This window comes from Pectobacterium nicotianae (genome assembly GCF_023272715.1).
Classification (GTDB): domain Bacteria; phylum Pseudomonadota; class Gammaproteobacteria; order Enterobacterales; family Enterobacteriaceae; genus Pectobacterium; species Pectobacterium brasiliense.
The window spans coordinates 4,179,464-4,199,665 of record NZ_CP096821.1; the positions used below are offsets into that span (position 1 = coordinate 4,179,464).

A 20,202-nucleotide genomic window follows, 5' to 3' on the forward strand; every position below is an offset into this window, starting at 1 on the left:
ATAATGACGCAGCTTCCCACCGCAAAACTGACTTCGCTTAGCCTGGATGAACTCAAAAAGCTGGCAAGAGAAAAGAAGAAAACAGGCAACGCAGCCTCAGGCAAAGCCATTGTTCCGCACGCGACACCCGGCAGAGTACATTTCCCCATGACCAGCGCGCAAAAGCGCATCTGGATGCTCTCCCAATATCTTGACGATAGTCAGGTCTACAATAATCCCTATGTGCTTGCCTGCAGGATCGAGCACGACATGGAGCCGCAGCGAGTACAGCAAACGCTCGACTATCTGATGCAACAACATGACATTCTGCGTACGACATTCCGGTTGGTCGATAACGACGTGTGCCAGTGCGTTGCTGACGACATGTCTTTCACGTTCAGCTTTGAAGATATCTCCGCATTCAGCGAAGAGGACATTGAAAAATATGTCTCGGAGACGGCCAAGGCGAAAGGGAATATTGTTTTTGATCTGGAGAATGGCCCCTTGGTTTATCTCCATATGGTCAAAACCCATCAATATGACTATGTGCTGTTCCTGACATTCCATCATATTATTTCCGACGGGTGGACGGTCAATGTGTTCTTCAAGATGCTCATGGAAAACTACTTTCGTCTGCTACAGGGCGGGACATTACCCAGCGAAAAAACGCTCCAGTTCACCGATTATGCACTGGCGGAAGATCGGTGGTATACCGAGGGCCAATACCAGACCGGGCTGGCCTACTGGGCGAAGAAGCTGGATGGCATCACAGGGCAGTTAGATCTGGCGACGGATTACCCACGTCCAGCCAAAATGAGCACCACTGGGGGAATCGCCAGCCAGTTCTTTGATGCGGCTTTCTGCCAACGCTTACAAACCTGTGCGACACAGCATCAGGCGACACAATTCCACGTTATCCTCACGGCATACCAGCTCCTGCTGCATAAATACAGCGGGCAGCAGGAAATCATCATCGGCGCACCGTTTGCCAACCGAAATTTACCTGCCACGCAAAACATGATGGGGCTATTCATGAATACCCTGCCATTACGTTTTGATATCGATCCTCATGCCAGTGTCGCCTCCCTGATTGAGGGCGCGCGCGCCGAGTGTGAAGAAACCTTGAGATACCAGGATGTGCCGTTCAATTATATTCTGGACGAGATTACCTATGTGCGTAATCCCCAGATCAATCCCATCTTTCAGGCAATCTTGACGTATCAGGTCTTCCCCCATTTTCACAGCAGCCATGGCGGGTTCAAATATAAGCCGTTAAAAGTGGATTACGGCACCGCAAAACTGGATCTGAATTTATGGGTAGAAGAAGACAAGGATAGCGACGGCCTGCTGTTCACCATGAACTACAGCAGCGCATTATTTTCCAGCAGCACCATCCAGCGCATGCTGCACGATCTGCGGACCGTTCTTGAAACCTTAATCACCCAGCCGCAGTTAACCGTTCGGGATATCTCACTGTTAAGCCACGAAGAACGCCGCGCGACAATCGCACAATGCCGCCCGACCGCTAACACATTCCCGCCAGCGGTTCATCAGCAGTTTGAACAACAGGCACAGCAACATCCCGATGCCATCGCGGTTCGCTGTGAAGGCCGCACGTTCAGCTATGCTCAGCTCAATGAACGGGCAAACCAGCTGGCTCATCAGCTCCAGAAAGACGGCATTGCTCATGGCGAGTGTGTCGCGCTGTTCATGCCGAAAAGCGAGTATTACGTCGTCGCGATTCTGGCCGTGTTAAAAGCAGGCGGATGCTATGTTCCCATCGATATCGATCTCCCTGAACAACAGGTTGAGTTCATCCTGCAAAATTCCACCGCCCGCTGTGTCATCATCGACGAACAGGCACCCGGTAACGGGCTCCCCTGCCTCTACGTCAGACAAAATCGCAGCATGATGCCGGTAAGCAACCCATCGCAGCCACAGGCTACGGATGGTCCGGCTTACATCATTTATACCTCGGGCAGTACCGGCAAACCGAAAGGCGTTCGTGTCAAACACTCGCAGCTTAGCCACTACTGTCAGGCCATTCGGCCCGTGCTCAACCTGCCGCACGATGCCCGCTACGGCATGTTTTCATCCTTCACCACCGATTTGGCACACACGGTACTGTTCCCCGCGCTGATTCATCAGGGTCAGTTAGACGTGATCAGCACGGAATTACTCCGCTCCCCACAGGAGCTGTTCGCTTATCTGGCGCAATACCCGGTCGATTGCATAAAGATTACGCCGTCGCATTTAGCGACGTTATTGACGTCACCGCAGGCTGAAGCGTTGTTGCCTCGCCAGTTATTGGTTATCGGCGGAGAACGCGTTCCTCTGTCACTCATCAAGCGTATACGCGAGTTCCGAACGTCTTGCCGCATCCTCAATCATTATGGGCCAACCGAATGCACCGTCGGCGTCACCACCTATCCGGTGCCGGACGATCTCAGTCTTCTTTCAGGCGACTATTTGCCTATCGGTAAACCTCTGTCTGATAGCCATGTTCTGCTGCTCGATCCTTATCACCAGCTCGTTCCGGCTGGATTACCAGGGGAAATTTATCTGGGCGGTTCGCATGTCGCAGAAGGGTACATCGGCCTGCCAGATCAAAATAACGCACGCTTTATTCCTCACCCTTACCTTGAGGGCGAGCGGCTTTATCGCAGCGGTGACAAAGGCCGTTTCCTGCCTGATGGCAATCTTGAATTTATGGGGCGTTTGGATCGTCAGGTTAAAGTGCGCGGCTACCGTGTTGAGCTGACGGAGATCGAACAGGCATTACAACAGGTTGCTAATGCGACCCACGTTGCTATTAAACAAAACACGCTGCCCCACGGCGAAACTGTCTTAACCGCGTACTTGTGCGGCATTGATGAACCCAGTCAGGCCACAGTGAAAACGGCGCTGCAAAAAAAACTGCCAGACTATATGCAGCCAGAACGCTGGGTATGGCTAGACACGATGCCATTAACCGCCAGCGGTAAGATAAATTATGCCGCGTTACCCCAACCCTCAGTAGAAAAGCGCGTAGCATTCCATGCCCCGGAAAATCAGCGTGAACACGACCTGCATGAAATTTATCGCGACATTTTACAAAGCGAGACGATTGATACGCAGGAGAGCTTCTTTACCCTTGGTGGGAATTCTCTCAGCGCATTAAAGCTCATCCTGAGCGTTAATCAGCACTTTGGGACATCCCTGTCTCTGGGGCAGTTGTTCGAAAACAGCAGCATTGCCGAGTTGGCCCGCGTGATTGAAGACAAGGGATCGCAGACTCAAGCCGCAAGGGTAACGATCAATCGTGGGCAGCCTGAAGATAACCCTACTTTGCTTCTGATCCATCCCGCTGGCGGTAACGTGCTGTGTTATTCCGGGCTGGCGCGTGAATTGGGCGAGCGCTATCCGATCTATGGCATTCAGGTACCCGATTTCAGCATTAACCAGCCTTATAACGCCGATATCAAAGCGCTTGCCGCTTTCTATCTCTCAGAAGCTGGCGACATCGTTCATCACTCCCGTCTGGTACTCGGAGGATGGTCTCTCGGTGCAACTATCGCTTTTGAAATGGCGCAGCAGCTCGCGAAAAAAGGCATAACACCGACGGTGTTAGTGTTGGACCAGCCTGCTCCAGAGATCAACATTGATGGCTCAGCAGACATGAACGAGGCGGAGCGTCTGGCGTATTTTGCGCATAAAGTGGCTTTGTTTACCGGTGCATCTTTCGATCTTTCGGAACAGTCGCTTGCAGACATGAGCAATGCGCAACGAACGTCGCGCTTTCTGGCCGAATTTAAACGTGTGGGACTGGTGCCTGAGTCGATTGGGCCTGGAGAATTTCAGGACTTTATCAACATCCTGCAAACCCATATCTATGCGACGGACGCTTACCGTGGCGAGATCTACTCAGGTGATGTGCTGGTCGTCGAGGCAGAAGATATTTTACCCGGCCGTATCCGCCTGCCAGAGTCGGGGCTGGGGTGGCGTCGCCTCACTTCAGGTTGCCTGACGGTACTGCCGACGTCCGGCGATCATATCTCAATGATGAACGCACCGCACATTTCCCGCATAGCCGAACAGCTCAAAAAAGTATGGCAATAACACATTCGCCGTCTGCGGTTTCAAACGCAGAACGGCGACTTTATGACGTAAGTGAGGAGAAAACATGGGCCATCCCCCGTCGTTAACCGTTTGGCGATATCTGGTATCGCGCGATGCGCTTCTGACCATCATCATACCGGTCGTTATGTATAACATCGCATTTTTACAATGGGGGGCTGGCGTCGCGCTGTTAATAACCGCGATCTATTCCGGTGTACTGCAACTCATCAGCCGTTGGCAAGGTTACCTGCCAATCATTGCTCTCATCTTGGTATCGGGGCTTAGCCACTACCTTTATCTGGAAGGCGTCATCTTGTTCGATATCCATCAAGAGAGCGTCTTTTTGTCGGTCAGCGGCGCAATTTCAACCGTGATTATTTTTACCATTTACAGCATCAAGGGGCATCCGGTCATACAAACATTGGCGGAACAAGCCACGCCAGCGCTGAAGACACTCCCCGTTTATGGCACACCGCAGTACGTCCGCGTCTGGAACGAGGTATCACTGGTCTGGATTCTGGTTTACCTGGTGAAAGCCATCATTATCTACCTCCTTTCCCGCCAGCCTGGTTTGCCGATGGATACGCTTGTCCTCATCAGCGGATGGCCTCTTACGCTACTGCTGGTGATCTTCAGTTTCCGATGGCCAAAGTATCGCTGGTCCTCACTCGCACACGATAACGCTGCCTGATCAGCGCTGCAGGTAGTGCATAACATCATGAATGCTAAATATAGGGAATATTATGAACCCGTTAGAAAACAAGCTGATTGTACTGAATCGTCATCCTGATGGCCCCGCACAGTTAGAGGATTTCAGGCTCGAAGAACGCCATATCAATGCACTACAGCCCGGCGAATATCTGGTTGAAAACAAATGGCTATCCATTGACCTTTATACACGCCCACGGCTTAACAAGAACACAGCCTATGTGAGCCCAATCAAACAGGGGGAAGTGATTCAAGGTGAAACGGTAGGCTACGTCGTGGCAACGAAGAACCCACACTTTAAGGTTGGAGATTGCGTGTTCACCTTTTCAGGCTGGCAGAAATACTATGTCGGCACGCCTCAGGATTTTATTACGCATCGCCTGCCGCCAACGGCTCTGTCACCCTCTATTTTTCTCGGCGTGGTAGGCACACCGGGACGTTCCGCTTATTTTGGCATGAACAAAATTGCCAAACCTAAAGCGGGAGAAACGCTGGTGGTATCCGCCGCATCAGGGGGCGTAGGTTCCGTCGTCGGTCAGTTAGGTAAACAGGCTGGATGCCGGGTTGTCGGTCTGGCAGGAAGCGAAGAGAAATGTCGCTATGTCGTTGAGACATTAGGCTTTGATGCTTGTGTTAACTATAAAGAAGATGACTTAAATCACGCCTTGCGGGCCGCCTGCCCTGACGGAATTGATATCTATTTTGAAAACGTTGGCGGCAGGATTTCACTTTTTGTTGCCAAACTGCTTAACGAAGGCGCAAGAGTCCCCGTCTGTGGCAGTGCGGCACAATACAATCAGGATCCTGACGTTGACGCATCCAGCACGGTAGCATTTTTCTCTTCTCTGCCCGACGCCCCGCTAAGCCGCTTTTTTCTTGTGACGGAATGGTTTAAAGACTATGCGGAAGCAAATATCTGGCTATTGGATGCCGTGGAGAAAGGGCAGTTAAAATATCGAGAGAACATTATTGAGGGAATAGAGAATGCGCCTCAAGCCTTTATCGACTTATTAGACAGCAAACACTTTGGCAAGCAGCTGGTGCGCCTGTAAGGCGTTGGGACGTAAATTAAAGACAAAAAAATAGACGTCGATTGACGTCTATTTTTTATGTTGGTACCGAGGACGGGACTTGAACCCGTAAGCCCAATCGGGCACTACCACCTCAAGGTAGCGTGTCTACCAATTCCACCACCACGGCATCACAATTACTGCTTTAAAACGCTTACTTCGGAATGTCACTCGCCGGCGTTGAAGGCGTAGCAGGCGTTGTCGTCTGCTCGGCTTTTTCTGGCTGGCTCAGGTTATCCCATGCACCGCCTCTTTTCTGCAGCGAACTTAAGTTGCCCAGAATGAGACTGATAATGAAGAACAGGGTCGCCAGTATCGCCGTCATGCGGGTCATGAAATTACCAGAGCCGCTCGAACCGAACAAAGTGGCAGAAGCACCTGCTCCGAACGACGCTCCCATATCAGCACCTTTACCCTGCTGCAGCATGATCAAGGCAACCAGCCCGATCGATACTAACAGGAAAATTACTAATAGAGCTTCGTACATAGTCGTACCCGTTAACCGTTTTCCCCATGATTCATGGAGATGCTATATTCTGGCGGTAAACCGCGTGTCATTCCGCGAAGCAGGATGTAGAACATCCCTTATCAAGCGGGTCTGAATACTAACCAAAGGATGTAGCGTACGCAAGGGTAATTTGGTCACCACAGGCTGATTGCAGAAAAAAACAGCGGCTTTCGACGCAAGAGACCTATCGAAAGCCTTATCTCCCTGATTGGCGAATCAAAAACGCCCTCAGCCAGCGGCTTTTACCGCATCGGCAATACGATTCGCCAACGCGATGACCGTCTCTTCGTGTTCACCCTCAACCATAACGCGAATGAGTGGCTCAGTACCGGATTTACGCAGCAATACCCGCCCGCGTCCGGCCAATTCTTTTTCCACATCCTGCGTAATCTGCTGCACGTTTTTGTCTTCCAGCGGATCGTGTTCGCCTGTAAACCGCACATTGACCAGAATCTGTGGAAACAGCTTCATACCGCTGCATAAATCATGCAGGCTCATATGGTTTTTCACTATCGCGGTAAGGACTTGCAAACCGGCAATCACACCGTCACCCGTCGTGGTTTTGTCCAGCAGGATCACATGGCCGGAGTTTTCTGCCCCGATGCGCCACCCTTTTGCCTGCATCATTTCTAATACATAGCGGTCGCCCACTTTGGCACGAGCAAACGGGATACCCAGCTGCTTTAACGCCACCTCAAGCCCCATGTTACTCATCAGCGTACCCACCGCGCCACCGCGCAGTTGCCCCTGGCGTAGACCTTCGCGGGCGATGATATACAGGATCTGGTCACCATCAACCTTGTTACCTAAATGGTCGACCATGATGAGCCGATCGCCATCGCCGTCAAACGCCAGCCCAACGTCCGCTTTCTCAGCCAGTACGCGTGCCTGTAGCTGTCTGACGTCCGTCGCCCCGCATTCTTCATTGATGTTCATCCCATCAGGCTCACAGCCAATGGCGATGACTTTAGCGCCAAGCTCGCGCAATACGCTAGGGGCGATATGATAGGTAGCGCCATTGGCACAATCGACGACAATCTTTAAACCGTTAAGGCTCAGTTCGCTCGGGAACGTTCCCTTACAAAATTCGATGTAGCGTCCAGCTGCGTCAACAATGCGGCTGGCTTTGCCTAATTCAGCCGACTCAACACACGTCAGCGGCTTTTCCAGCTCAGCCTCGATCGCTTCTTCTACGTCATCCGGCAGCTTGGTGCCGTCAATGGAGAAGAATTTAATACCGTTGTCGTAATACGGGTTGTGAGAAGCAGAAATCACGATACCCGCTTCAGCACGGAACGTACGGGTTAGATAAGCAACCGCAGGCGTAGGCATTGGACCGGTAAAAGAAGCCGACAAACCCGCAGCTGCCAGCCCGGCTTCCAGCGCAGACTCCAGCATATAGCCAGAAATACGGGTATCTTTGCCGATGATAATCTTACGAGAACCATGCCGCGCGAGAACTTTCCCTGCGGCCCAACCCAGTTTAAGCACAAAATCAGGGGTAATCGGCGTATCACCAACCTTGCCACGTACGCCATCGGTACCAAAATATTTGCGGTTACTCATCTCGTTTTTATTCCTTCGCAGAAAGGGTGGCCTCAACAATGCGCATGGCATCAGCCGTTTCTTTAACATCGTGCACGCGAATAATCTGTGCTCCCTGCATCGCCGCAATCACTGCGCAGGCGATGCTGCCATGAACCCGCTGCGCAGGCGGCACATTGAGGATCTGTCCAATCATGGATTTCCTCGACATGCCAACCAGAAGAGGCAGTTCAAAACGATGTAACTCGCTCAGACGAGCCAGAAGCGCATAGTTATGGGCAAGATTCTTACCGAATCCGAACCCAGGATCCAGCAATAGCTTACTTTTCGGAATATTGGCGCTCACACAGCGATCAATCTGCTGCTGCAAGAAATCGCCAATGTCCTGCATCAGGTCATCATAATGCGGTTTGTGCTGCATAGTTCTCGGCATACCCTGCATATGCATCAGGCATACTGGCAAACCTGTTGCCGCCGCCGCCTCCAGAGCTCCAGGCTCTTGCAAAGCGCGAATATCATTAATCAGATGCGCTCCCGCCTGCGCCGATGCTGTCATCACTTCCGGCTTTGAGGTATCGACCGAGATCCAGACGTCAAAGCGTTTAGCAATCGCTTCAACCACGGGTACCACACGGTCTAGCTCTTCTTCCGTACTCACTTCAGCCGCACCGGGACGCGTCGATTCACCGCCAATATCAATCAGGGTCGCACCAGCATTAACCATCTCCTGAACGTGCAGTAATGCCGCATCAAGCTTGTTGTGTTTACCACCATCGGAAAAAGAGTCCGGCGTGACGTTAAGAATGCCCATGATGTGTGGGCAGGAAAGATCCAGCGTTGAGTCTCTGGCGACCAGTTGCATGATTTACCTCCGCAGTCTGGTGTAGTTAGCATGAAATGTGGTTCGAAGAACACTCCCAGTAAAAAACCCCAGCCTGAGCTGGGGTTTCGTAAGTTACAGATGTGAATCGCAGGCGGATTATTTGTCGTCCACTTGCTCAGACATCGTATTACCAGGATTAGGTGTCTGCGGCTCATCCACTGGCGTAGGGGCTTTAGGTGTACCGCCACCGTTACCAGAATCGTTGTCAGAACGAGACTCTTCCCAACCTGCTGGCGGACGTACTTCTTTCTTACGTCCCATCAGGTCATCGATCTGCGGCGCATCAATGGTTTCATACTTCATCAACGCATCTTTCATTGAGTGAAGAATATCCATGTTTGCCATCAACAGCTCACGAGCACGCACATAGTTACGTTCAATCAGCGATTTTACTTCCTGATCGATAATACGCGCGGTTTCATCTGACATGTGCTTGGCTTTTGCCACGGAACGACCGAGGAATACCTCACCGTCTTCTTCCGCATAGAGCAACGGACCGAGTTTTTCAGAGAAGCCCCACTGCGTCACCATGTTACGTGCAATCGAGGTTGCCACTTTGATGTCGTTAGACGCGCCCGTAGAGACATGTTCCACGCCATAAATAATTTCTTCGGCCAGTCGACCACCGTACAGCGTAGAGATCTGGCTTTCCAGCTTCTGACGGCTGGCGCTGATCGCATCGCCTTCAGGCAGGAAGAACGTCACACCCAGCGCACGACCACGCGGAATGATCGTCACTTTATGAACCGGATCGTGTTCAGGCACCAGGCGACCAATGATCGCATGCCCCGCTTCATGATACGCCGTCGATTCTTTCTGCTTTTCAGTCATTACCATGGAACGGCGCTCTGCACCCATCATGATTTTGTCTTTCGCTTTCTCGAACTCGACCATCGAAACAACGCGTTTGTTGCCACGAGCGGAGAACAATGCGGCTTCGTTAACCAGGTTAGCCAAATCCGCACCAGAGAAGCCTGGCGTACCACGTGCAATCACTGACGCATCGATATCTGGAGACAGCGGTACGCGACGCATGTGAACTTTCAGAATCTGCTCACGGCCGCGAACATCTGGCAGGCCAACCACAACCTGACGGTCAAAACGACCTGGACGCAGCAACGCAGGGTCAAGAACATCAGGGCGGTTAGTTGCGGCGATGACAATAATGCCCTCGTTGCCTTCAAAGCCGTCCATCTCAACCAGCATCTGGTTCAGCGTTTGTTCACGTTCATCGTGACCACCGCCCAGACCTGCGCCACGCTGACGGCCAACGGCGTCGATTTCATCGATAAAGATGATACAAGGCGCGGCTTTCTTCGCCTGTTCGAACATGTCACGGACACGAGAAGCACCGACACCGACAAACATTTCAACGAAGTCAGAACCGGAAATCGTAAAGAAAGGCACTTTCGCTTCACCGGCAATCGCTTTTGCCAGCAACGTTTTACCGGTTCCCGGCGGGCCGACCATCAGAATGCCTTTAGGAATTTTACCGCCCAGTTTCTGGAAACGGCTAGGTTCGCGCAGGTACTCAACCAGTTCGCTCACCTCTTCCTTCGCTTCGTCACAACCCGCTACATCAGCAAACGTCGTCTTGATCTGATCTTCAGTCAGCATGCGCGCTTTGCTCTTGCCGAAGGACATAGCGCCTTTACCGCCGCCGCCTTGCATTTGACGCATGAAGAAGATCCAGACGCCAATCAGTAACAGCATCGGGAACCAAGAAATAAAGATAGAAGCCAGCAAGCTCGGTTCTTCCGGCGGCTCACCAACGACTTTCACGTTCTTCGTTAGCAGGTTATCCAGTAGCTTGGGGTCATTGACAGGAATGTAAGTCGTGTATCTGTTGCTGTCTTTTTTGATAACACTGATCTCACGCCCGTTAATACGTGCTTCACGGACCTGATCCTGATTCACTTCAGTCAAGAAGGTTGAATAATCCACCCTACGGCCATTCGACTCGCTGGGCCCAAAGCTCTGGAAAACAGACATCAGCACCACTGCGATGACTAACCAGAGAATTAGGTTTTTCGCCATGTCACTCAAGGGATTAACCTCATATTACAACTGTGTTAAAAAACAGCGTTAGGGTACTACAGTTTCCGCCCTGTCGCTACAATATACACTTCACGAGACCGGGCACGTGAGGCGTCTGGTTTACGAATTTTCACTTTCGTAAACAGGGAGCGAATTTCCCGCAGGTATTCATCAAAGCCTTCTCCCTGAAACACTTTCACCAGGAAACTTCCGCCTGGCGCTAATACATCCCGACACATACCAAGTGCTAATTCAACCAGATACATCGACTTCGGAATATCAACGGCTGGTGTACCACTCATGTTAGGGGCCATGTCAGACATCACCACCTGAACTTTGCTATCGCCAACCCTTTCGAGCAAGGCTTTAAGGACCAGTTCATCACGAAAGTCCCCTTGCAGGAAATCGACGCCAACAATCGGATCCATCGGCAAAATATCACACGCGATAATTCGACCATTTCCACCAATTTGCGTGACCACATACTGTGACCAGCCGCCCGGCGCAGCGCCTAAATCCACAACTGTCATACCGGGTTTAAACAGTTTGTCGCTCTGCTGTATTTCGTCAAGTTTAAACCAAGCACGCGAGCGCAGCCCTTTTTTCTGGGCCTGCTGCACATATTTATCGCTAAAGTGTTCCTGCAACCAGCGACTGGAACTTGCAGAACGCTTTTTATTCGCCATCGATTTTCCAACTATTCTCAGTAACACGCTCGTGGTGGGGAGAAACTTCTCACATATTACCAATCAGAACAGTCAAATTGGTTATAATCATGAGATGGCGGTAGAATGACCCGTTTTCAATCCCAACCTAAGTAAAAAAGACAATGAACCTAAGTAATAAACAAAAACAACACCTGAAAGGCTTGGCACATCCGCTAAAACCGGTTGTCATGCTGGGCAATAACGGTCTCACCGAAGGTGTTTTGGCTGAGATCGAACAAGCATTGGCACATCACGAACTGATCAAGATAAAAGTAGCGACAGAAGACCGCGAAACCAAAGCCTTGATTGTTGAAGCGATTGTTCGTGAAACGGGTGCCGCTAACGTTCAGGTTATCGGCCATACGTTGGTGCTTTACCGTCCTGCGAAAGAACGTAAAATTGTGTTACCACGATAACACTTTTTATTTCTGGATACTCGGTTTTAACGGAAAGGTGCCATGCCTCTCGGTTAGAGAAAAGGCCGCAAGCGGCCTTTTTCTTTTCTTTACAATTTTTGCTGTTTTAATCAACAATACGGCAAAGTTTACAGATATTCGACCTTCAGGATCTCATATTCCACGTCGCCGCCCGGCGTACGGATAACCACAACGTCATCTTGCTCTTTGCCGATCAGACCACGCGCGATGGGCGAATTTACCGAGATCAGATTCTGTTTAAAATCTGCTTCGTCATCACCAACAATCCGATAAGTTTGCTCTTCATCGTTATCCAGATTCATCACCGTCACGGTGGAACCAAAAATAACACGCCCGTTCGCAGTCATCTTCGTAACATCGATAACCTGTGCGTTAGATAATTTAGCTTCAATGTCTTGAATACGTCCTTCACAGAAGCCCTGCTGCTCGCGTGCGGCATGATATTCTGCATTCTCTTTCAGATCGCCGTGCTCACGCGCTTCGGCAATCGCCGCAATAATCTCAGGTCGACGCACAGATTTCAGGTGGTCAAGCTCTTCGCGCAATTTTTCAGCACCACGCAACGTCATCGGAAATTGTTTCATATTGTCTATACCTCTAAAAAAGTCCGTAAGACTCAAATAATCGTCATCCTGACGCGCTAAAAATCAAAGGCGACGGAGTCTCTGCAACGTGCCAGCCCTCACTGGACATAAAACAAAAGCAACCAGCCCCGGAACAAAATTTCCAGGCTAGCAGCTGTTTTGCATTTTGATACGTATTTTACCCCAGAGTTCAATGAGGGTCATCGTTTACTTTAGACCTTGTTGCGCCGTAGTATGACCACACGTTACCCCGTTATTAGCTGAGATTATGCGTTTTTCATCGATTGTTACCGGACTTGCCTGCGCTTTTGTTCTGCATGCCAATGCAGCTTCTGTTGAGGCCCATCGCCAATATTTACCAGACGGTGCCAATTTGGCGCTATTGGTACAAAAAGTTGGCGCAACAACACCCAGTATGGCCTTCAATAGCCAGCAAATGGCGCTTCCAGCCAGTACGCAAAAGGTGATAACCGCATTAGCTGCATTACTGCAATTAGGTCCAGATTATCGGTTCATCACCACGATGGAAAGCCACGGGCCTGTTACCAGCGGTATTCTGAACGGTAATCTCATCGTACGGTTTAGCGGCGATCCTACGCTTAAGCGCCAGCAAATACGGAATATGGTGCAAGAATTAAGAAAGCGCGGGATACAGGAAATCGCGGGGGACGTGCTGATCGACACCTCAGTGTTCGCCAGTCACGATAAAGCGCCGGGCTGGCCCTGGAACGATATGACACAGTGTTTCAGCGCCCCGCCGGGTGCCGCGATTGTCGATCGCAACTGCTTCTCCGTCTCACTCTACAGTGCGCCTAAAGCGGGTGATAATGCGTTTATCCGCGTTGCATCCTATTATCCGGTGCAAATGTTCAGCGAAGTCCGCACGCTGGCTAAAGGTTCAGCCGATGCCCAATACTGCGAATTGGATGTCGTCCCTGGGGAATTAAATCGCTTTACGCTTACCGGCTGTCTGGTTCAGCGCACAGAACCGCTTCCGCTGGCATTCGCGATTCAGGACGGGGCCAGCTATGCCGGCGCTATCGTTAAAGATGAGCTACAGCAGGCTGATATCCGTATTAAAGGCAGCCTTCGTCGCCAGACGCAGCCTGGTCCGGCAGGAAGCGTACTGGCTCAGACACAATCAGCGCCGTTGCACGACCTGCTCACTATCATGTTGAAAAAATCAGACAATATGATTGCCGATACGGTCTTTCGTACTATTGGCCATGAGCGTTTTAGCGTGCCGGGTACGTGGCGCGCGGGTGCAGATGCCGTGCGACAAATTCTGCGTCAGAAGGCGGGTGTAGATTTAGGAAACAGCATTGTTGTCGATGGTTCAGGCCTGTCGCGCCATAACCTGATTTCACCGGAAACGATGATGCAGGTCTTGCAGTACATCGCACAGCACGATAATGAACTGAATTACATCACGATGCTTCCGCTTTCCGGCTATGACGGCACGCTGCGTTATCGTGGCGGCCTGCATGAAGCTGGCGTGGATGGCAAGGTTTCGGCTAAAACCGGGGCATTGCAGGGCGTATACAATCTGGCAGGCTTCATTACTACCGCGAGCGGCCAGCGTATGGCATTCGTCCAGTTCCTGTCTGGCTATGCCGTGCCGCCAGAAGACCAGCGCGCACGTCGCGTCCCTCTGGTGAGATTTGAAAGCCGCCTCTATAAAGATATTTATCAGAGCAATTAAAAGAACAACGCGGGCTTACCCTGATGGGGTAAGCCCGCGTATGTAAGACCTGACTAACAGAAGAACGCATTACTTTTGATAGATGATCTCAACACCTTCATCATCTTCATCGTCCCAGTCATCATCCCACTCTTCTTCGGCTTCTTTTTCTATTTCAGCCAGCTGTTCGCGGTGATAATCATCCCACATGAACTCCACTTTTTCCGGTGCGCTTTCGGCAATCGCCGTTACTTTCGGATTGGCTTTCAGGAAGTTCATCACATCCCAGCAAAGTGGGTTGACGCCTTCACGGTTCGCTGCAGAGATCAGATAGTATTTATCATCCCAGCCAAGCGCAGCCGCAATCTCTTTGGCACGTTTTTCCGCTTCAGCCTTGTCGATCAAATCAACCTTGTTGAAAACCAGCCAACGCGGTTTTTCTGCCAAACCCGCGCCATACTGCTCTAACTCGTTGATAATGATTTTGGCATTTTCAATTGGATCTGACTCATCAATCGGTGCTAAATCAACCAGATGCAACAGTACGCGGCAGCGTTCAAGGTGTTTCAGGAAACGAATCCCTAACCCAGCGCCTTCAGATGCGCCTTCAATCAAACCAGGGATATCCGCCACAACAAAGCTCTGCTCGCTATCCATACGGACAACGCCAAGGCTTGGTACTAACGTAGTAAACGGATAATCCGCTACTTTCGGCTTTGCTGCTGATACTGCGCGGATAAAGGTCGATTTACCTGCGTTAGGCAGGCCAAGCATGCCCACGTCAGCCAGCAACAGTAGTTCCAGCGTCAGCTCACGCTCTTCACCTTTCGTACCGCTGGTCTTCTGACGCGGAGCACGGTTGACGGACGATTTAAAACGCGTGTTACCTAAACCATGCCAGCCGCCTTTCGCCACCATCAGGCTCTGCTGATGGCGCGTCATATCGCCCAGAACTTCGCCGGTTCCCTGATCCAGAACACGGGTACCGACAGGCACTTTAATCGTAATATCTTTGCCGCGTTTACCCGTACAGTCACGGCTTTGCCCGTTTTGTCCACGCTCAGCGCGGAAGGATTTTTCAAAACGATAGTCGATCAGCGTGTTCAGGTTTTCGTCTGCCAGCAGATAAACGTCACCGCCATCGCCGCCGTCACCACCGTCAGGACCGCCGTTGGGAATATATTTTTCACGGCGAAAGCTGACACAACCGTTACCGCCATCGCCTGCCACAACGAGAATTGTGGCTTCATCTACAAACTTCATTGATTCTCTCCGCAAAAAACCAATAGAGAATATCTACGTGTTTTAGGCTTGTTATTGGTTCTTCTTGGCGTAACTTTTTGATTTTACGGCATGTAGCATATTTCTACTCACCATTAAAAAACTGACGCACCAGAACACATTCCAGCAAAGGAGCGGATTGTACCTGCCTGCTCCAATAATTTCATCTGTATTAAAAATAAACAACACATGCAGAATGTCAAAAGGCGGCCGTGACCGCTGCAATAGGCTTTTTTTTCGGCTACTTCTGCACCATCAATGGCGGCACGGGCTCTTTCTTGCCGGGTAAGAGGCGATGCCCGATAGCGGAAAACATAGCGCCAGCAACAACGACAAAAGCACCCACATAACCGACCCAATTCAGTACTGGTGCAGCAAAGAAAGTCGGCCATCCTAATGCCAATAGATCGGAAAACAGCAGCGTAAACAACGGCGTCAACGTAATGACCGCACTAACCTGTGATGCCTGCCAGCGGGCCATTGCCTCCGCCAGCGCGCCATAGCCAATCAACGTATTCGCACCGCAAAATAGCAGGCAAATAAGCTGCCAGTTGCTCAGTTGAAAAATAACCTCAAGCTTGGCAAAAGGCGTGATAAAGACGACGCACAGCACATATAACAGAAACAGAATCTGCTGCGATGTCAGGCGTCGCAATAGAACTTTCTGCGCTACGCCATAGGATACCCATACTGCCGAGGCGCAAACACCCAGCAGCACACCCAGCGTGTAATCGGTCAGTCGGGTAAAAATCTCAATCAGGCTGGTATTAAAGAACAGGATCAGACCGCAAATCAGCATGATCGCGCCAATGACCTGCGTGCCGCGCATCTTTTCCTTTAGGATAAGTACGCTGGCGAACATCATACCTACAGGGGAAAGTTGCCCGATAACCTGAGACGCTGTCGGGCTCAGATATTGCAGAGACGAGCTAAAGAAAACAAAGTTACCCAGCAGTCCAGCCGTCGCAATCAGTAGCAGAACCCACCAACGCCGATGCCGGAAAACCCGCATTGGCGGCAACGTCTTACGGGATGACAGAATAATGCCGAGTCCAATCGACGCGATAAAAAAGCGATACCAAACAATCGTATAAGGTTCCATCACTACCAGAACCTGTTTCATGGCTATCGGTAACGCCCCCCAGCAAACAGCCGTAGTCAGCGCCAGACACAGACCGATACCCGTCTGTTGTTTAGTATTCATACTTATCCAGATGGTTTACTCAGAATCAGAATGTAAAAAGCCCCGCAAAGAATTGCGGGGCTTAAATCCGTAAGACCTAATGCGAAAAATTATTCAGCAACGATGCTGATAAATTTACGGTTTTTCGGGCCTTTAACTTCAAACTGAACTTTACCATCAGTCAAAGCAAACAGAGTATGGTCTTTCCCGCAGCCAACGTTAGTTCCTGCGTGGAATTTAGTACCACGTTGACGAACGATGATGTTGCCAGCCAGAACACTTTCGCCGCCAAAACGTTTTACGCCAAGACGTTGTGCGTTAGAGTCACGACCGTTACGGGTTGAACCGCCAGCTTTCTTGTGTGCCATTTAATCCGCTCTCCTAATCTTAAGCGCTGATGCCGGTAATTTTCACGTCAGTGAACCACTGACGGTGGCCTGCTTGCTTACGGTAGTGTTTACGGCGACGGAACTTAACGATCTTCACCTTTTCGCCACGACCATGAGCAACAACTTCAGCTTTGATTTTACCGCCATCGACGAAAGGAACGCCGATTTTGATTTCTTCACCGTTGGCAACCATCAGAACTTGGTCAAACTCAACGGCTTCACCAGTTGCGATGTCCAGCTTTTCCAAGCGAACGGTTTGACCTTCGCTTACTCGGTGTTGTTTACCACCACTTTGGAAAACTGCGTACATATAAAACTCCGCTTTCCGCGCACCCGTTAATAGGTTTCAGAGCGCGCTATAAATATTCATAATAGGGCGCGAATTCTACGCAAAAATACTGAGGATGACAAGTGCATAATCAACGGATGTGAAGAAAAAGAATACAACGTATCAACTGCCGTTTATCTCTCTCATTTTTCAAGTACAATCGGCGCAATAAGTTCCGTCTTGCCGATATGCAACAGCAATCTTACGGCAGTGTTGAAGACATACGTTGGCACAAACCATGAATCTAGAACAAATTACAGCATTGACTGCACAGGATATGGCGGCTGTTAATAACGTCATTCTTGAACAGCTGAATTCCGACGTCGTTTTGATAAACCAGCTTGGACATTACATCATCAGCGGTGGTGGAAAGCGTATACGCCCGATGATTGCGGTACTTGCAGCCAGAGCCCTCGACTATAACGGTGATAAGCATGTCACTGTCGCCGCACTGATCGAATTTATCCACACCGCAACGCTGCTACATGATGATGTGGTAGACGAGTCCGACATGCGCCGGGGTAAAGCGACAGCAAATGCCGCCTTTGGCAACGCAGCAAGCGTGTTGGTTGGGGATTTCATCTATACCCGCGCCTTCCAGATGATGACCAGCCTCGAATCGTTACGTGTGCTGGCGCTGATGTCAGAAGCGGTGAACGTGATTGCTGAAGGCGAAGTCTTGCAGCTAATGAACTGTAACGACCCGGATATCACTGAAGAAAGCTACATGCGCGTCATTTACAGTAAAACGGCGCGTTTATTTGAAGCCGCAGCGCAATCCTCATCCATTCTTGCTGGCGCGACGCCAGAGCAAGAAAAAGCGCTTCAGGACTATGGCCGCTACCTGGGCACCGCGTTCCAGTTAATTGACGATCTGCTCGATTACAGCGCAGACGGCAAAACGCTGGGTAAAAACACGGGCGATGACCTCAATGAAGGCAAGCCAACGCTGCCGTTACTGCATGTGATGCGTCATGGAAATGCAGAACAGAGCTCGCTGATTCGCAAGGCCATTGAAGAAGGAAACGGGCGTCATCTGCTGGAACCGGTTCTTTCCGCCATGCAGCAATGCGGTTCACTTGATTATACGCGTCAGCGTGCCGAAGAAGAGGCAGATAAGGCAATTAGCGCACTACAGCAACTGCCGGAAACACCATACCGTATGGCGCTCGAAGGCCTTGCCCATTTAGCCGTACAGCGCGATTTCTAACGTGGTGTAAGGTTCTTACCTGATAAGATCGTTGATTCATAAGTAGCGCTGCCTTGCAGCGCTACTCGTTCACCAGACTTAGGCAGTCTGGTCGATTGTGACATCATCCAGCCGAGACAACATCGCTATTGTCCCTTCACGCAAGATGAAATTAATCAGCCGGGTTCGTTCATCAACGGAAAGTTGATGGAAAATATGCACCCACGATGACAGCAGGGTCGGCTCATTATCGATACGATAATATTCAGTTGGCGGATTCTCTTTTACGAGCAGAGAGTTCCTGACCTCATTCGGCAAACTGCGAATAGAATATTCGACACCGCGCCCTTGAACCCCTTTCCGCCTGCGCTTTTCCCAACCGTCGTCTCGCGCCCGCTTGTTCAACCCCTGCGGCGACTTAGGCAATCCACCTACGCCAACCAGCTCACTTGTTGCAAACCATTCTTTGTCCATACTCGTCACTCCCTTGTTTGTTTTGAACAGGCATTACGTCAACTCGCCCAAAAGTTTCCATATAATAGACTATAATTACCTAAACCGCTAACTTTTACGCGTTACCGACACACCTAAGTAATAAAGAAATGATTAAATCCAGCGCGATGCCGAAACATCGCGGCCAGAAGCAATACGGTAAAGCGAAAGAAAATACAGGTTCCTTTTTAGCACCAACGTCAGCAATCTAAGAGATCGCCCCCGGTAGCTCAGTCAATTTCCATTGATGAGATTGGCTCCTCATCTGATGGCGTAATACCCAACTGGCTCAGCGTGGAGGACACCCCGACTCGCAGAATATGAGCGATTAGATCATCTCGTTCTTTTTCAGATAGTTGCTGGTAAATTTGCATCCATACGGCCAGTGCCGCAGGCTGTTTCGCCGAGTAGGCGGAAGGCTCGGTTTCGAGTAATAGGGATTTCTTTACCGTATCCGGCAAGCTGTGAATTGAGTACTCCACTCCTCTTCCCTGGACGCCTTTACGGCGACGCTTCTCCCATCCATCCTCGCGGGCGCGCTTATTTAATCCTTGTCTTGATTTCGGAAGGCCGCCGACTCCAACCAATTCGCTGGTAGCAAACCACTCTTTTCTCATTGCCTTTCATCCTGATAGTGCCATCCCTAACAAAAACGCGCTTATTTGGAAATTAATTGAGAATTTTAAGGAAAATTAATGCTATATTATTTCCAAATAATAATGTCATGTTAGTTCGGCATATAACTAACATCCGTTATTTATACCACTAATCGACAGTCGTCTTATAGCAAATAAGGGAAGGATTATGATTTTAAGGAAACAAGACTGGCATCCCGCTGATATCATTGCTGCACTGCGCAAGAAAAACACGACGCTGGCGGCGGTATCGCGAGCGGCCGGATTAAGCTCATCGACGTTAGCCAATGCGCTCTCACGCCCTTGGCCCAAGGGGGAATGGCTTATTGCCGATGCGCTGGGTATTCACCCCTCAGAGATTTGGCCCAGCCGGTACTACAACCCAGAAACCAATGAGCTTATCGACAGAAAAAGACTCATCCGTCCCGATTAAAAAAGAAAAGCCGGAGATATCAATCTCCGGCTTTT

At 50.4% G+C, this 20,202-nt stretch carries 19 protein-coding genes and 1 tRNA gene; 7 read left to right on the plus strand and 13 right to left on the minus strand.

The genetic code is table 11. From position 1 onward, the window contains the following. Window positions 1-3 precede the first annotated feature (3 nt). From MYB54_RS18555 to MYB54_RS18565, 3 genes are all read left to right on the plus strand, one after another. Entirely contained in the window at window positions 4-4,077 is a 4,074-nt protein-coding gene (locus tag MYB54_RS18555) for a non-ribosomal peptide synthetase (RefSeq protein WP_248721187.1), read from the plus strand. Between the two features lie 64 nt (window positions 4,078-4,141). After that, complete coding sequence (locus tag MYB54_RS18560; protein ID WP_205564171.1) at window positions 4,142-4,768, plus strand: hypothetical protein; 627 nt, start codon at window positions 4,142-4,144, stop codon at window positions 4,766-4,768. 52 nt (window positions 4,769-4,820) lie between these two features. Continuing rightward, the gene (locus MYB54_RS18565; protein WP_039496870.1) at window positions 4,821-5,837 is read left to right on the plus strand and encodes an NADP-dependent oxidoreductase; all 1,017 of its coding nucleotides are present in this window, start codon (window positions 4,821-4,823) and stop codon (window positions 5,835-5,837) included. 61 nt (window positions 5,838-5,898) lie between these two features. Here the strand turns inward: MYB54_RS18565 and MYB54_RS18570 are convergent. From MYB54_RS18570 to rlmE, 6 genes are all read right to left on the minus strand, one after another. Then, window positions 5,899-5,985, minus strand: a tRNA-Leu gene (locus MYB54_RS18570). Window positions 5,986-6,009: 24 nt separating this feature from the next. Beyond that, on the minus strand, window positions 6,010-6,342 hold the full coding sequence (gene secG / locus MYB54_RS18575) for a preprotein translocase subunit SecG (RefSeq protein ID WP_248721188.1): 333 nt from the start codon (window positions 6,340-6,342) through the stop codon (window positions 6,010-6,012). A 249-nt stretch (window positions 6,343-6,591) separates the two neighbouring features. Further along, window positions 6,592-7,929, minus strand: a complete 1,338-nt coding sequence (glmM, locus tag MYB54_RS18580; RefSeq protein ID WP_010302570.1) for a phosphoglucosamine mutase — start codon at window positions 7,927-7,929, stop codon at window positions 6,592-6,594. Between the two features lie 7 nt (window positions 7,930-7,936). Next, window positions 7,937-8,770: a dihydropteroate synthase gene (gene folP / locus MYB54_RS18585; protein ID WP_110163471.1), complete on the minus strand. Its 834-nt coding sequence runs from the start codon at window positions 8,768-8,770 to the stop codon at window positions 7,937-7,939. A gap of 117 nt (window positions 8,771-8,887) precedes the next feature. Further along, window positions 8,888-10,828, minus strand: a complete 1,941-nt coding sequence (gene ftsH, locus MYB54_RS18590; protein WP_010283045.1) for an ATP-dependent zinc metalloprotease FtsH — start codon at window positions 10,826-10,828, stop codon at window positions 8,888-8,890. 56 nt (window positions 10,829-10,884) lie between these two features. Further along, window positions 10,885-11,514: a 23S rRNA (uridine(2552)-2'-O)-methyltransferase RlmE gene (rlmE, locus tag MYB54_RS18595; protein ID WP_012773268.1), complete on the minus strand. Its 630-nt coding sequence runs from the start codon at window positions 11,512-11,514 to the stop codon at window positions 10,885-10,887. A gap of 143 nt (window positions 11,515-11,657) precedes the next feature. On the opposite strand from rlmE, the gene yhbY reads away from it, so the two are divergent. Continuing rightward, window positions 11,658-11,951, plus strand: a complete 294-nt coding sequence (gene yhbY, locus MYB54_RS18600) for a ribosome assembly RNA-binding protein YhbY (RefSeq protein ID WP_010283039.1) — start codon at window positions 11,658-11,660, stop codon at window positions 11,949-11,951. A gap of 128 nt (window positions 11,952-12,079) precedes the next feature. Here yhbY and greA read toward each other — a convergent pair whose 3' ends face one another. Further along, window positions 12,080-12,556: a transcription elongation factor GreA gene (greA, locus tag MYB54_RS18605; protein WP_010283037.1), complete on the minus strand. Its 477-nt coding sequence runs from the start codon at window positions 12,554-12,556 to the stop codon at window positions 12,080-12,082. Between the two features lie 268 nt (window positions 12,557-12,824). Between greA and dacB the strand changes: the two genes are divergently transcribed. Continuing rightward, a complete protein-coding gene (dacB, locus tag MYB54_RS18610; protein WP_248721189.1) occupies window positions 12,825-14,258 on the plus strand; it encodes a serine-type D-Ala-D-Ala carboxypeptidase in 1,434 nt (477 codons plus the stop codon). Between the two features lie 69 nt (window positions 14,259-14,327). Here the strand turns inward: dacB and cgtA are convergent, their stop codons facing one another. The 4 genes from cgtA to rplU form a co-directional block, all read right to left on the minus strand. Continuing rightward, window positions 14,328-15,500: an Obg family GTPase CgtA gene (gene cgtA, locus MYB54_RS18615; protein ID WP_039282291.1), complete on the minus strand. Its 1,173-nt coding sequence runs from the start codon at window positions 15,498-15,500 to the stop codon at window positions 14,328-14,330. 259 nt (window positions 15,501-15,759) lie between these two features. After that, entirely contained in the window at window positions 15,760-16,722 is a 963-nt protein-coding gene (locus MYB54_RS18620) for a DMT family transporter (RefSeq protein WP_010283031.1), read from the minus strand. Between the two features lie 89 nt (window positions 16,723-16,811). Further along, entirely contained in the window at window positions 16,812-17,069 is a 258-nt protein-coding gene (gene rpmA / locus MYB54_RS18625) for a 50S ribosomal protein L27 (protein WP_005971498.1), read from the minus strand. A gap of 19 nt (window positions 17,070-17,088) precedes the next feature. After that, window positions 17,089-17,400: a 50S ribosomal protein L21 gene (gene rplU, locus MYB54_RS18630; protein WP_010283026.1), complete on the minus strand. Its 312-nt coding sequence runs from the start codon at window positions 17,398-17,400 to the stop codon at window positions 17,089-17,091. 256 nt (window positions 17,401-17,656) lie between these two features. Here rplU and ispB point away from each other — a divergent pair, with 256 nt between their 5' ends. Continuing rightward, the gene (ispB, locus tag MYB54_RS18635) at window positions 17,657-18,628 is read left to right on the plus strand and encodes an octaprenyl diphosphate synthase (protein WP_248721190.1); all 972 of its coding nucleotides are present in this window, start codon (window positions 17,657-17,659) and stop codon (window positions 18,626-18,628) included. Between the two features lie 78 nt (window positions 18,629-18,706). Here the strand turns inward: ispB and MYB54_RS18640 are convergent, their stop codons facing one another. Continuing rightward, window positions 18,707-19,081, minus strand: a complete 375-nt coding sequence (locus MYB54_RS18640; protein WP_010283015.1) for a DNA-binding protein — start codon at window positions 19,079-19,081, stop codon at window positions 18,707-18,709. A 248-nt stretch (window positions 19,082-19,329) separates the two neighbouring features. Then, window positions 19,330-19,716, minus strand: coding sequence for a DNA-binding protein (locus tag MYB54_RS18645; RefSeq protein ID WP_248721191.1), 387 nt, complete (start codon window positions 19,714-19,716; stop codon window positions 19,330-19,332). Between the two features lie 187 nt (window positions 19,717-19,903). Here MYB54_RS18645 and MYB54_RS18650 point away from each other — a divergent pair, with 187 nt between their 5' ends. After that, entirely contained in the window at window positions 19,904-20,167 is a 264-nt protein-coding gene (locus tag MYB54_RS18650; protein WP_010283012.1) for a helix-turn-helix domain-containing protein, read from the plus strand. Window positions 20,168-20,202: the final 35 nt, after the last annotated feature.

What these genes read in the sequence shown, in the direction of transcription:
- MYB54_RS18555 (WP_248721187.1), top strand. Translation starts at nt 4, where the DNA reads ATGACGCAGCTTCCCACCGCAAAACTGACTTCGCTTAGCCTGGATGAA.
- MYB54_RS18560 (WP_205564171.1), top strand. Translation starts at nt 4,142, where the DNA reads ATGGGCCATCCCCCGTCGTTAACCGTTTGGCGATATCTGGTATCGCGC.
- MYB54_RS18565 (WP_039496870.1), top strand. Translation starts at nt 4,821, where the DNA reads ATGAACCCGTTAGAAAACAAGCTGATTGTACTGAATCGTCATCCTGAT.
- secG (WP_248721188.1), bottom strand. Translation starts at nt 6,342, where the DNA reads ATGTACGAAGCTCTATTAGTAATTTTCCTGTTAGTATCGATCGGGCTG.
- glmM (WP_010302570.1), bottom strand. Translation starts at nt 7,929, where the DNA reads ATGAGTAACCGCAAATATTTTGGTACCGATGGCGTACGTGGCAAGGTT.
- folP (WP_110163471.1), bottom strand. Translation starts at nt 8,770, where the DNA reads ATGCAACTGGTCGCCAGAGACTCAACGCTGGATCTTTCCTGCCCACAC.
- ftsH (WP_010283045.1), bottom strand. Translation starts at nt 10,828, where the DNA reads ATGGCGAAAAACCTAATTCTCTGGTTAGTCATCGCAGTGGTGCTGATG.
- rlmE (WP_012773268.1), bottom strand. Translation starts at nt 11,514, where the DNA reads ATGGCGAATAAAAAGCGTTCTGCAAGTTCCAGTCGCTGGTTGCAGGAA.
- yhbY (WP_010283039.1), top strand. Translation starts at nt 11,658, where the DNA reads ATGAACCTAAGTAATAAACAAAAACAACACCTGAAAGGCTTGGCACAT.
- greA (WP_010283037.1), bottom strand. Translation starts at nt 12,556, where the DNA reads ATGAAACAATTTCCGATGACGTTGCGTGGTGCTGAAAAATTGCGCGAA.
- dacB (WP_248721189.1), top strand. Translation starts at nt 12,825, where the DNA reads ATGCGTTTTTCATCGATTGTTACCGGACTTGCCTGCGCTTTTGTTCTG.
- cgtA (WP_039282291.1), bottom strand. Translation starts at nt 15,500, where the DNA reads ATGAAGTTTGTAGATGAAGCCACAATTCTCGTTGTGGCAGGCGATGGC.
- MYB54_RS18620 (WP_010283031.1), bottom strand. Translation starts at nt 16,722, where the DNA reads ATGAATACTAAACAACAGACGGGTATCGGTCTGTGTCTGGCGCTGACT.
- rpmA (WP_005971498.1), bottom strand. Translation starts at nt 17,069, where the DNA reads ATGGCACACAAGAAAGCTGGCGGTTCAACCCGTAACGGTCGTGACTCT.
- rplU (WP_010283026.1), bottom strand. Translation starts at nt 17,400, where the DNA reads ATGTACGCAGTTTTCCAAAGTGGTGGTAAACAACACCGAGTAAGCGAA.
- ispB (WP_248721190.1), top strand. Translation starts at nt 17,657, where the DNA reads ATGAATCTAGAACAAATTACAGCATTGACTGCACAGGATATGGCGGCT.
- MYB54_RS18640 (WP_010283015.1), bottom strand. Translation starts at nt 19,081, where the DNA reads ATGGACAAAGAATGGTTTGCAACAAGTGAGCTGGTTGGCGTAGGTGGA.
- MYB54_RS18645 (WP_248721191.1), bottom strand. Translation starts at nt 19,716, where the DNA reads ATGAGAAAAGAGTGGTTTGCTACCAGCGAATTGGTTGGAGTCGGCGGC.
- MYB54_RS18650 (WP_010283012.1), top strand. Translation starts at nt 19,904, where the DNA reads ATGATTTTAAGGAAACAAGACTGGCATCCCGCTGATATCATTGCTGCA.